This is a genomic window from Paraburkholderia sp. CNPSo 3281, from assembly GCF_024206515.1.
Taxonomy (GTDB): domain Bacteria; phylum Pseudomonadota; class Gammaproteobacteria; order Burkholderiales; family Burkholderiaceae; genus Paraburkholderia; species Paraburkholderia nodosa.
Genome location: NZ_JAMBPS010000056.1, coordinates 19,649 through 31,740, shown reverse-complemented (window position 1 = coordinate 31,740; position 12,092 = coordinate 19,649). Strand labels below are relative to the sequence as shown.

General features: G+C 62.7%; 13 protein-coding genes. 9 read left to right on the top strand and 4 right to left on the bottom strand.

What is annotated here, in order from left to right; all coding sequences use genetic code 11:
• The first annotated feature begins 5 nt into the window (after positions 1-5).
• The 8 genes from M3I56_RS33700 (at position 6) to M3I56_RS33665 (ending at position 7,586) form a co-directional block, all read left to right on the top strand.
• Positions 6-1,994, top strand: a complete 1,989-nt coding sequence (locus M3I56_RS33700; protein ID WP_254357679.1) for a type VI secretion system Vgr family protein — start codon at positions 6-8, stop codon at positions 1,992-1,994.
• Positions 1,995-2,001: 7 nt separating this feature from the next.
• A complete protein-coding gene (locus tag M3I56_RS33695; RefSeq protein ID WP_254357678.1) occupies positions 2,002-2,547 on the top strand; it encodes a toxin-antitoxin system YwqK family antitoxin in 546 nt (181 codons plus the stop codon).
• Positions 2,548-2,580: 33 nt separating this feature from the next.
• Positions 2,581-2,976: a DUF4280 domain-containing protein gene (locus M3I56_RS33690; RefSeq protein WP_028208514.1), complete on the top strand. Its 396-nt coding sequence runs from the start codon at positions 2,581-2,583 to the stop codon at positions 2,974-2,976.
• 227 nt (positions 2,977-3,203) lie between these two features.
• A complete protein-coding gene (locus M3I56_RS33685; RefSeq protein ID WP_375541837.1) occupies positions 3,204-4,787 on the top strand; it encodes an alpha/beta hydrolase family protein in 1,584 nt (527 codons plus the stop codon).
• 52 nt (positions 4,788-4,839) lie between these two features.
• Positions 4,840-5,802, top strand: coding sequence for a hypothetical protein (locus M3I56_RS33680; RefSeq protein ID WP_254357677.1), 963 nt, complete (start codon positions 4,840-4,842; stop codon positions 5,800-5,802).
• 241 nt (positions 5,803-6,043) lie between these two features.
• Complete coding sequence (locus tag M3I56_RS33675) at positions 6,044-6,460, top strand: hypothetical protein (protein ID WP_254357676.1); 417 nt, start codon at positions 6,044-6,046, stop codon at positions 6,458-6,460.
• Positions 6,457-7,026, top strand: coding sequence for a MerR family transcriptional regulator (locus tag M3I56_RS33670; RefSeq protein WP_254357675.1), 570 nt, complete (start codon positions 6,457-6,459; stop codon positions 7,024-7,026). The genes M3I56_RS33675 and M3I56_RS33670 overlap by 4 nt, the downstream gene beginning before the upstream one ends.
• Positions 7,027-7,166: 140 nt before the next feature.
• Complete coding sequence (locus M3I56_RS33665) at positions 7,167-7,586, top strand: ester cyclase (RefSeq protein ID WP_254357674.1); 420 nt, start codon at positions 7,167-7,169, stop codon at positions 7,584-7,586.
• A gap of 70 nt (positions 7,587-7,656) precedes the next feature.
• Here the strand turns inward: M3I56_RS33665 and M3I56_RS33660 are convergent, their stop codons facing one another.
• Positions 7,657-8,928: an NAD(P)/FAD-dependent oxidoreductase gene (locus M3I56_RS33660; protein ID WP_254357673.1), complete on the bottom strand. Its 1,272-nt coding sequence runs from the start codon at positions 8,926-8,928 to the stop codon at positions 7,657-7,659.
• 191 nt (positions 8,929-9,119) lie between these two features.
• On the opposite strand from M3I56_RS33660, the gene M3I56_RS33655 reads away from it, so the two are divergent.
• The gene (locus tag M3I56_RS33655) at positions 9,120-9,857 is read left to right on the top strand and encodes a class I SAM-dependent methyltransferase (RefSeq protein WP_254357672.1); all 738 of its coding nucleotides are present in this window, start codon (positions 9,120-9,122) and stop codon (positions 9,855-9,857) included.
• Positions 9,858-9,898: 41 nt separating this feature from the next.
• Here the strand turns inward: M3I56_RS33655 and M3I56_RS33650 are convergent, their stop codons facing one another.
• From M3I56_RS33650 to M3I56_RS33640, 3 genes are read right to left on the bottom strand one after another with little or no spacing between them, the layout of a single operon-like run.
• On the bottom strand, positions 9,899-10,339 hold the full coding sequence (locus M3I56_RS33650; protein ID WP_254357671.1) for a YbjQ family protein: 441 nt from the start codon (positions 10,337-10,339) through the stop codon (positions 9,899-9,901).
• Positions 10,340-10,356: 17 nt separating this feature from the next.
• Entirely contained in the window at positions 10,357-10,812 is a 456-nt protein-coding gene (locus tag M3I56_RS33645; RefSeq protein ID WP_254357670.1) for a signal peptidase, read from the bottom strand.
• A gap of 35 nt (positions 10,813-10,847) precedes the next feature.
• On the bottom strand, positions 10,848-12,092 hold the full coding sequence (locus tag M3I56_RS33640; protein WP_254357669.1) for a beta-ketoacyl synthase N-terminal-like domain-containing protein: 1,245 nt from the start codon (positions 12,090-12,092) through the stop codon (positions 10,848-10,850).

Sequence of the window (12,092 nt, the reverse complement as noted above, 5' to 3'; positions counted from 1 at the left end):
CCGCAATGAACCGCCCCATTTCCGCCGACACCGATGCGCGCATCAGCCTCACCGGCGACGCGTTCAGCACGCTCTTTCCCGCCCGCTTCGATGCGCGGGAGGCGCTGGATGCACCCACCACGCTGACGCTGCACGCCCACGGCGGATTGCCGCCGCCCGCACCCTCGGGCATGACGGGCAACCATGCAACGCTCTCGCTCGCGTGGGGCGAGTCGCCTCGGCTCATCGACGCCGTATGCACGCGCGCCGCGCAGTTGCCCTCGACGATAGACGCCAGCCACTTCACCCTGGAGCTGCGTTCGTGGTTGTGGCTGCTCGCGCTCTCGCGAAACAACCGCATCTTTCAGGGCAAAAACGCCCAGGAGATCATCCAGGCCGTATTCGGGGGGCACAGCTTGACGGACTACTCCTTCTCCATCACGGGCACGCCGGCTACGCGCGAATGGTGCGTGCAGTACGCGGAGTCCGACTTCGCGTTCGTGAGCCGCCTTTGCGAAGAGGAAGGCTGGTTCTATTTCTTTCGCCACGATACGGGCAGCCACACGCTCGTCATTGCCGACAGTAACGACGCCTTCACGCCCTTGCCCGGCGACGCGACACTGCACTACACGGGCGGCACGAGCGGCGCGCGCGAATCGACGCAGATCGTCCACTGCGAGGTCGTCGAAGAGACGGCCACCGGTCTCTTCTCGCATACCGACTACGCGTGGGAGACGCCGACCGCCCAACTTTATTCGCAGGCACAGGCGACATCGAACGGCCACAGCGTGTACGAATATCCGGGGCGCTACGCCACCAGCGGCGATGGCTCCACGCTCTCCAAGCACCGTGTGGACGCGCTGCGTACGCCTACATGGATCCTCATTGGCGAAAGCGATTGCCGCGCGCTCGCGCCGGGCTGCCGCTTTACGCTGGCAGATCACGAATCGAGCGACGCCAATATCGAATGGGTCGTGCGCAGCGTGATCCACGAAGCCGATCACAACCGCTATCGCAACCGCTTCGAAGCGTTTCCGTTCGCGACGACCTGGCGGCCCGCGCGGACGACGCCGCGCCCTTTCATGCCGACGCAGACCGCGACGGTGGTGGGCAAGAGCGGCGAGGAATTGTGGACGGATCAGTACGGCCGCGTGAAGGTTCAGTTTCACTGGGACCGCGATGGCCAGAACGACGAACAGAGTTCGTGCTGGATTCGCGTGGCGCAGCCCTGGGCGAGCAAGCGCTTTGGCATGCAGTTCATGCCGCGCGCGGGTGACGAAGTCGTGGTGACCTTCATCGACGGCGATCCGGACCGGCCGCTCATCACGGGCAGCGTCTATAACGGCGCGAATCTGCCGCCCTATACGCTGCCCGACAACCAGACGCAATCCGGCATCAAGACGAATACCTCCAAAGGCGGCAACGGCTTCAACGAACTGCGCTTCGAAGACAAGCAGGACAGCGAGGAAATCTTCCTGCAGGCGCAAAAGGACCTCAACGCCAAGGTGCTCAACGACGCTACGTGGACCATAGACCACAACGAAACGAGCACAATCAAGAACGACCGCGCGCATACGATCAAGGAAGGCAACGATACCCTCACGGTCGAACAGGGCAACCGCACCACGACGGTCAAGACCGGCGACGAAACCGTTGACATCAAAGGCGCACGCACCGTGAAAGCCGGCGGCAACGAGACGCGCACGGTGGGCGGCAATCTCGATCAAACAGTGACCGGCAACATGACGCTCACCGTGGACGGCAACCTCACCATCAAGGTGAGCGGTACGCTAACGCTGCAAAGCACGGGAAATCTCACGGCGAAGAGCGACGCGTCGCTTACCAATCAGGCCGGCGTGTCGCTCACGAATCAGGCCGGGACGTCGCTGACCAACAAGTCGGATGGCACGCTTTCGAACGAGGCGCAGAGCGTGACGAACAAGGGCGCCGTGCAGCAGACGGTGGACGGCGGCGGCATGCTGGTGGTCAAGGGCGGCATAGTGAAGATCAATTGAGGCGAGCATGGAGACGATTCAGCCGGTCACGATAGAACGCGACGACACGCGCATTGAAGGGGCGACGCTGGGCGGCGCGCTACACGGACCCGTGCGCATCGAGACGGAAGGACGTCCCGTTGCGATGATTCGTTATACGAATGGCGTGCTCAGCGGCCCGGCCACCTATTTCTATCCAGAGGGTAACCCCTCGGCGCAGGTGCAGTATGCGAGCGGCAAGCTCGACGGCAAGGCGCTTTTTTACTACCCCGATGGGAAGATCCAGCGCGAGGCGCACTACGCCCACGGCGTGCTGCACGGCGTTTCGCGCACCTGGTTGGCCGACGGCACGCTGCTCGAAGAAGCGCATTACCGCAACGGCAAGCTCCATGGTGTCCTGCAGCGCTTCCATCCAAATGGCTGCCTGGCGCTGCGGCAACCGTTCAACGCTGGAAAGCCGCTCGAAGCTGCGAAACGCTATACCGATGACCGCCGCCCGCTAGCGGCGGACGGCAAACCGCTGCCGCGCTGGAAGCAATGGTGGCAATCGCTCGCGAATCCGTCTTCCGCTTGATTCGGGCGCACGCAACACATAAGGAGACACACGATGACCAGTCCGCAAGTCTGCGCCGGCGCCACACTGCAATGCTCGTTTGGCGGCGCGCCGGGCACGCTCAACGTTCTCCCCGTCAATCGCGTGCTCGTGAGCGGTGTGCCCGCCGCGACGATTGCGGACTCGATTCCGATCGCCAATGTCACGCCGTTCGCGCTGTGCCAAAGCCCGGCGAACCCTACGGTGATCGCCGCGACTGCTGCGGCACTGGGCGTGTTCACGCCCATGCCCTGCGTTCCGGCTACACCGTCGCCCTGGATTCCGGGCGGTGCACCCACCGTGACGCTGGGCGCCATGCCCGCGCTGGATGCTCAGGCAACGCTCGTTTGCATTTGGGGCGGCGTGATCAAGGTGGTTCAGCCGGGGCAGGTAACTACGCTTGTGCCGTAGCCATTGCTACTTTTTTTGAAATGCTGAAGCGAATAGCGTGGAGCTTGCAGATGTTTAATTACATAAGCTCACAACGCTCTGGCAAACGCCAGTGCGAATTCTTCATAAAGCGCTTCATTGGAAAATTGTTCCCACATCAATAGCAAACGCCGAATTCGTTTACCTATACTCGTTTGACTCTGCAAGGCAGCCCCATTTTCCGAACACCAACAAAAACGGAGCGTGAAATGCGAGGAGCGATGCTTAAGACGGGTTTGGTACTGCTGACTTTCCTTTTGTCGAGTGCCAGTGTTGTCGTGCAGGCCGCCTCAATATGCAACGGGTTGAGTTGCTTTTTCCGCGGCCAACTAGTCGAGCAGAGAACGAGCTTGCGCCTGAGCGCAGGCGACTTCACCAGGCTGCTAGGCACGAACGCAACCGGTCAGCAATTGCTGCAGATTGCCGGCACGCCGCGATGCGACATCGAAATCAAGTACTTCCGCTACCTCACGATAGGCGGCGCTGGCGAACCCACGATGTCCAGCGCCGCGCTGATGATTCCCGGCGGCGGCGCCTCTTGCAACGGTCCGCACCCCCTCATGCTGTACGCGCACGGAACCACGACCTACCGCAACTACAACATCGCCGACATCACGCAAACGGACCCGGCCAACGGTGACGGCGCAGGCGAAGGCATTGCCGTGGCGGCGATCTACGCGGCTCAAGGGTATCTCGTCGTGGCGAGCAACTATGCCGGCTACTCGGGCTCCCCCTTGCCGTACCACCCTTATCTGAACGGCGACCAGCAATCGGCCGATGTGATCGATTCGTTGCGCGCGGCTCGCTTCGCCATGGCGCTTCCCGACCCGGCAAACAAGACGCGTGAGAACGGCAAGCTGTTCGTCACTGGTTACTCGCAGGGCGGTTACGTGGCGCTCGCCACACACCGCGCGCTGCAGGCAGCCGGCATCAACGTCACCGCCTCCGCGCCCGGCTCGGGTCCCTACGCGCTCGGCGCCATGGCCGACGCACTGGTCCAGGGCGAGGTCGACCTCGGCTCGACGATCTTTACCGTGCTGGTGACCACGAGCTACCAGCATGCGTATGGCAACATCTATCGCAAACCAGGCGACTTTTTCGAAGCGGCCTACGCCCCTGGCATAGAGAACCTGCTGCCGAGCGTCACGTCCATGGACACGTTGTTCGCTAAAGGCAAACTGCCCGCAACGCAGCTCTTCAGCAGCACGCCGCCTGCGCCACAGTTCGCCTCATTGACGCCGCCTCTTGCGCCACCGCTGGCGCCCGCTGAATTGACGCCGCTATTTGCGTTGGGATTCGGCACCGCGAATCTCGTGCGCAACACTTATCGTTTGAGCATGCTCGAAGACGCCATGGCCAATCCGGATGGCGCCTTTCCCACGCCGACCGCCGCGATGGCCACCGCTGCCAGTCCGGCCCAGCCGCTACGGCAGGCGTTCAGGCGCAACGATCTGCGTAACTGGGTGCCGCGCTCGCCCGTGCTGCTATGCGGCGGCCACCTCGACCCGACCGTGTTCTTTTTCAATGCGGCGATCGAGCAGGCCTACTGGAAGAACGCTAACGTCGCGCCGGGCCTGACGAGCGTGCTCGACGTCGATTCCGCGCGGGGCGCGAACGATCCGTTTGCCGCGGTGAAGACGGGTTTCGCCCAGACCAAGGCGGCGGTCGCCGCGCAGGCGGTTCAGGCGGGTGCAACGGATGGTGGCATGTCTGCCGTCCTGCAGGCCTACCACGCCGACATCGTCGCGCCGTTCTGCATGGTCGCGGCGCGCGGGTTCTTCGGCAATTTTTGATTGGCGGCCGCGATCGAGCCCGCAAGTCAGCAATCGCAGCGGAGATTTTCAAATGCCATTACACGTCACCACGAAAGCCACGTTAATTGTAGCGCGCAAATTGATCGAGAACGCGATCAAGGGCAATCCGGCGTTCAAGCCTTATAAGGGCGAGCATGGCCAGGCATCCTGGTTTCTGATTGAGGGCAACCCGCATACCGGTGTAGCAAATCAGGGTAAAGACGTTGTCATCCATGCGGAAATCGATGAGGCGTTTGTCCAGAAAGATGAGACGCTGGTTCAAGATCAAATCGCCGAGATCAATCGTAACAATGAAGGCATGGTAAATTCGCGTCCAAAGGAATTCGATCTTGCCGTATGGAATGCAATTGGAAGAATCTGTTCCGCGCGCACCAAGGCCACCAATTTGAAGGTGCCTAAATGTAAGCTTTCAGCCAATCCAGGCCGGTTTCTCGTCTTGCCACCGGCTGTTTCACATGCGTTGCATATCGACTTCTCAAGATTCGATAGTGACAATCTGACTTTGTTTTCCGCCGAGAGATTCTCTTACGAAGCCTATAAAAGGGAACGCGAAGAATACGAAAGCCAAAAGGATGCGCGCCTCGACCGGGTAATCACGCTTTGGATTGGACCGTACCGGGGGCCAGCAGATCAGGCAGCCAAACACATCGATCCCGTCTATGCAGCAGTCAAGAAAGACGTGGGAAGCCCGGAGATCGAGGAAAAATTTTACTATCGAATTTTCAATTTCAAGAAAAGCGGCTGGGGTGAGCAGCCCACCGAACAGGTAGACGGCTACTACCGTGCTGTTAGCCTTACCTATCCGAGTTACCGTGAAGCTAGAAACGCTTTCAAGCGCATCCTGTCGAACCATAGTCAAAACGCCAAGGTCCATTGCTTTGCGGGTACGAATTGGCATGACTCGAAAAAGCACGAAACCGTTTCAGTCTCCGGCGTTAAATATAGTGGTGCCGTTGAGGCCGACATTCTTGGCGAGACCTATACCAACTTTTAGTCGAGAGCTGCTTGACATATTTCTTCATCGGTCCCTCAGACCAGACATAGGGCGCTTGCAGCCGACAAGCCGCCATGCGCCCCTTTCCATGGGCTAAACGGCCTTGCACGCCTCATGCAGCACATTGAGCCTGAGCGTTCGACGGCACCAGCGACCCGAAGCGGCACGAAGGCGCTTGACCCGACTACCGTAGTCACCTTCACGATCGATACCGTGTTCAACAAACAGGGTATCGATCGAGATGGAAACGACCCGCGATCTCACTGACGACGCTTTCCTCGAAGCCTTTCTCGCCTGCCGGTTGCCACCGGCGGCGTTCAATCATCGCAACCATCTGCGCGTGGCGTGGATACACTTGCAGCGTTTCCCTCTGGACGAGGCGATCGAGCGCACCTGTGCCGGTATCGCGCAATACGCCGCGCATCTCGGCGCGCCGGGCCGGTACCACCGTACAATCACGGAGGCGCTGATCCGGCTCATGGCGCATGCGGGCGCATCGGATCCATTGCACTCGTTCGATGAGTTTCTCGCACACGCACCGGCCTTTTCCAGCGATTGCCGCGCGCTTGTCGCCGCGTACTATTCGCCCGACAAGCTGAGCCGGCCCGAAGCGCGCGTGTTCTTTCTCTCACCCGATAGACTTCCTTTGCCGTCATGACACGTCTCACTCGTCTCACTTTAGGGCGACTGGCACGCGAGGCGGGACTTTCGCGTTCCTCGCTGCTGCACTACGAAGCGCTAGGCTTGCTCGTGCCGGTCGCACGCAGCACCGCGGGGTACCGGCTCTACGATGAGACGCAACGCGAGCGTCTACGCACAATCTGTGCGTACCGGGCCGCCGGGTTGCCACTAGCCGCAATACGCGACGTCCTCGCGAACGAAGCAGACGCAGCCGCCCAGATCCTTGAAACGCATTTGATGGTGTTGACGGAGGAAATCGCGCGTCTCAAGCAGCGTCAGAATGCGATCGCCACGTTGCTCGCGCAACCATCGTTTCGTCGGCGAGGAAAGAAGCGCGGCAAAGGCTCATGGGTTGCGTTGCTGCGCAGCGCCGGCTTCGACGAAGCGGAGATGGACAGGTGGCATGCAGAGTTCGAGGCTGAAAACCCCGACTCGCACGCAGCGTTTCTGGCTTCGCTCGGACTCGAACGGGAAGAGGTGAAGGCAATCCGCCGACGCGCGAAACTCACAGGCTACCCACCCTCCCGGCATGTGGCCTCGTGAAGGTCATTGAGCGTCAAAGCCCCGAATGTGCGCCACCGCACGTTCTCGCGCGACTCTGGCGCACGTCTTTATGTTTGCCCACCTACTCTGCAGCAACCGGCCTCACTTCCCAACCTCGCCAGCCAGGAGACGTCCATTCCATGCACGAAACAAGCGATATTGTTCGCGCGTTTATCGAGGAAGTCCTGAATCAAGGGCAGATCGACGCCGCGGAGCGGTTTTTCTGGGAGGACATGGTCGAGCAGGTGCCGTTCCCCGGCCAGGGTCCCGGTATCGAGGGCCTCAAGGATGTCGTGCGAGGGATGCGAGCCGCGTTCCCTGACATGCACTGGCGCGTCGAGGAACAACTCACCGAGGGAGACCGCGTGCTGACCCGCTTCGAGTGGACGGGCACGCACGGGGGAACGTTCCTCGGCGTGGACGCAACGGGGCGCTCCGTCAAGGTATGGGGTATGGTCATCGACCGCTTTCAGGACGCCAGGATCAAGGAAACCCGCCTCATCATGGACACGCTCGGGCTGATGATCCAGCTAGGCGCGGTTCCTCCACCGGGCCAGTGAAACCGCGAAAACCGGGTTGGTCCTGCGACCCGCCGCAGGCGCCAACCCAACATGCGGCCCTCACCGCTAGCTACAGGGACAGCTTGCACGCCTCATGCAGCGAAGTGAGCCTGCGTACCGGCTCCGCCACGTACGGGTTGCTCTCGTCCCATGCGTAGCCCGCCAGAACCGAGCTAATCATCCGACGGATCAAGGGCGTCTGGCGCGGGTAGTAAATGATGTCCTGCAGCTCGCCGGTGTACCAGCGCTCGACGAACGCGCGGAACGTATCGATACCCTTGCGCAGCGGCACGTCGTATTCAGCGTGCCAGTCCACGGCCGCGCCGCCGAGCGCGCGCTCGAGCACCTTCACGGCCAGGTGCGCCGAACGCAGCGCAATGGTGACACCCGAAGAAAACACCGGATCGAGAAACTCGCCTGCGTTGCCGAGCAGCGCGAACCCGGGCCCATGCAATCGTTCGACGTTGGCCGAATAACCGCCGATCTGGTTCACGGGCATGAGAAATGGCGCGTCGCCGATCAGGCGGTTCAACGTCGGCTCCTCGCGAATGAGCGCGCGCAGCCGCGCCTCGCGTTCCGCTTGCGGCACGTCGAGGAAAGCGGCATCGGCAACACAGCCCACCGACGAGCGGCCGCCCGCGAGCGGGATCATCCAGAACCACACGTCGCGGTGCTCGGGGTGCGTCGCGATACAAATCTTGTTGCGGTCGAAGGCGTCCAGCGGCAGCCCGTCACGCACATGACTGAAGATCGCGGCACGTGTCGGCAGACCGGTGGGCGCCTCCAGCTTCAGGAGGCGCGGCAGCACGCGGCCGAAGCCGCTCGCGTCGAGCACGAATCGCGCGTGCACTTCATAGCGCGCCTGGTGTTCGTCGATCACCTCCAGCACCGGCGCGTCGCCCGTGCGCATGCCCGTCACCGTGTGGCCGAAACGCACTTCGGCGCCCTGCTGCGCGGCGCAGCCGATCAATAGCTCGTCGAACTTCGCGCGCTCCACCTGGTACGTCGTGCCCCAGCCCGCCGTATGCTTGTCGCGGAAGTCGTACGACGACACCTCGTCGCGCCACACGAAATGCGCGCCATTCTTGTATTGAAAGCCGGCCTCCACCACGGCCTGCAGCATGCCGGCCTCTTCGAGATACGCCATGCTTTGCGGCAAGAGGCTCTCGCCGATCGAGAAGCGCGGGAAATGCCGGCGCTCCAGCACGAGCACCGAGCGGCCGGCCTTGCGCAACAAGGCGGCAGCGACCGCGCCCGAGGGGCCGGCGCCGATGATCGCCACGTCGACGGCTTCGCGTCGCGCGGCTGGGGTCGTAACGGCTTCTCCAATGCTCTTTTCCATAGTCCTATTCCTTCTCTTTCTGACGCGCTCTGTTACGTCCTGTCACGTCCTGTCACGTCCTGTTACGTCTTGTATGCCCAATGCAAGCGCACTACGCTGCGCGAAACCGTGATTCTGACACCCCTCGCCCCGCCCTTGCATTTACAATGCCCATTCTCGTCCACGACCGCATTCGCAACGGATAAAAAAATATGTCGGTTTCCGAATCAAATTACGTCCCGTTCGTACCGGAAACGGCCTTCGGCATCTGGTTTCTCCGCACCCATACGTGGGAGCACCACGTGCTGCGCGTGGCGATCAACGACCTCAAGCACCTCGTGGACGTGCCTTTGCCCGACGCGCCCGAAATCGTCGATGTCGGCTGCGGTCAGGGCAAGTCGTTCAGCCTGCTGGTCGAGGCTTTCCGCCCGCGCCGCGTCGTCGGAATCGACTATCACGAGGCGTCGCTCGAACTGGCGGCGCGTGCCGCGCGCACCTGCCAGGACAGATCGCAGACGCAACCAGCGTTCGAGCTGCTGCACGGAGACTGTGCGAGCCTGCCGCTACCCACGGCCAGCGCGGACATCGTCTTCTGCCACCAGACGTTCCATCATCTCGTCGAGCAGGAACGCGCGCTCGCGGAATTCCACCGCGTGCTCAAGCCGGGCGGCGTGCTGCTGTTCGCCGAATCCACCGAGGCTTACATCCGCTCGTGGGTCATCCGCCTGCTATTCCGCCATCCGATGCACGTGCAGAAGAGCGCCAATGGCTACCTCGAAATGATCCGCACGGCGGGTTTCCGCTTTTCGGAGCGCAATGTTTCGCTGCCCTATCTGTGGTGGAGCCGTGCAGCGGATTTCGGTCTCTTCGAGCGCCTCGGCCTGCATCATCCCGAGCCTGGGAAGCGGCGCGAAACCCTGGTCAACGTAGCCGCCGTCAAGCCGGCATGAAGGCGGCGTGAGGCGGGTCGCCCGACGCCGCCTGCTGCGGGTTACTTGCCGCCCTTGAGCGTCACCACGTCGCCGACGAGCGCCACGCCGGCGATCATTGCGCCCGCGCCACACGTAAATTCCGTGGCGCTCTCGCGCAGTTCGTTCTTGTAGTTGCTCTTGATGTTGATGATCGCGTTGCCGCCTTCCTTGCGCGCGCGTTCCTGCAACTCGGCCACGGCCGAAAGGAACACGTGCTGGCACGCCGCTTCGTCGCTCTTGCCAAACGCGTTCGTCTTCTTGTTCGTGGAGAACTGGCCCAGCGTTTTCTTCACCGCCGGATGAGGCTGGCCCGCAAAGTACAGCGCAATGTCGTCGCTCACCTTGCCGGGCTCGCTCTGGAGCGCCACATCGACGGAATAGGTGTCGACCGTATTGCGTGCGTAGGCGTGCGACGCCGCAAAAGCCGCGCACAGCGCGGCGAACATCCACAGTTTCTTCATTGCTTTTCTCCGTTGGTTCAGTTCGTTTTCAGCACCACGAGGTCACCCGTAACGGCGATGGCCGCCGCGCTCGGACTCACGCCGCAGGTGTATTCGGTAGCCGACCCGGTTTCGGTGCCGTGAAAGCGCGTGGTCACGTTGATGACGGCGTTGGCGCCCTTGTTGTGGGCATCCGCGCGCAGCTTGTCGAGCGCGCTCGCGAGCGCCTTGTTGCAGGTAGCCTCGGCGCCGTCGGTCGCGCGGGCGACACGCAGGGAATGCGAGGCGTCACCCACGTGGCGCACCACTTCCGGATGCGGCTGCGCGCCGAAATACACGGCGATTTTCGCGGCGGGGTCCGTGCTGGACGCGGCTTTAGTCGTCGAGAGGGAAGCTGCGGGCTGAATCGGCAGCGTGAGGCGCTGCGATCCGCAACCGGCCAACGTCAGGCTGACGATCGTGGCCGTGCTCAGCGTGAGGTAAGTCTTTTTCATTGGAATCCTCATTATCTTCAGGGTTGCCCGAAACCTCAGACTGCATTCCAGGCGCGAAACACCAGGCTGGCGCAACTGCCGCCGAACCCGAATGAAACCGACATGGCCGTTTCGATGCGCGCATCGCGCGTTTGACGCACGAGCGGCATGCCGGCGGCAGTCGCATCGAGCGCTTCGATGCCCACGGCGCCCGCAATCCGGCGATCACGCATCATCAGCAAGGTGTAGATGGCCTCGTGCGCACCGCATGCGCCGAGCGGATGGCCGCTGAGCGCCTTCGTCGAGGAGAACGCAGGGATCTCGCCGCCAAACACGGCGCGCAGCGCGAGCAGTTCCTCGATATCGCCCGAGGGCGTCGAAGGCGCATGGGTGTTGATGTAGTCCGGGCGGCAGCCGGCCTCGGCGAGCGCCTCCCGCATTGCGCGCGCAATGCCGCCCGCCTGCGGCGCGACCATATGCGCGCCGTCGGTGCCTTCGCCGTAGCCGGTCAGCTCCGCGTAGATGCGCGCGTTGCGCGCTTGCGCATGCGCGAGCGATTCGAGCACGAGGATGCCTGCGCCCGAGCCGATCACAAAGCCGTCACGCCGCGCGTCATAGGGCCTCGACGCCCGTTCCGGCGTGTCGTTGAAGCCGCGCGAAAGTGCGCCCATCGCGTCGAACATCAGCGTCATGTTGTCGTGCAAGCCTTCGGCGCCGCCCGCGAGCACGATGTCCTGGCGGCCCGTCTGGATCAGCTGCATGGCCTGGCCGATTGCGAGTGCCGAAGTCGTGCACGCCGACGAAGGCGAATACGTCACGCCTTCCATTCCGAACACGTGCGCAAGATTCGCCGATGTCGTGCTGCTCATCGCCTGCGGCACCGTATAGGGCGGCACGCGGTCGATGCCGCGCGCGTTCGCGCTTGCCATGGCCGTGTCGTAGGCGGACATCGTGCCGACGCCCGAGCCCACCACCGCGCCGGCCCGAGGCGTGCGCAGCGCGTGCGCGTCGAGCTGCGCATCGGCGATCGCGCTGCGCGCGGCGTGGCAGGCAAAGCGCGCCGTGTCGCCCATGAAGCGTTCGGCTTTGCGCCCGAACGGCGCTTCGCCGTCCACCGCAGCCACGCCCGCCACCTGGCTCGCGAAGCCGCGTTCGCGCCACGCCTGAACGCGCGTGATGCCGCCCCGCCCGTCGCGCAATCGCGAGGAAACGCCGTCGAGCGTATTGCCGAGGCACGAGACGATGCCCATGCCTGTCACGACGACGCGCCGCAAGCCGCCCGCTGATAACGATGTCGGCAT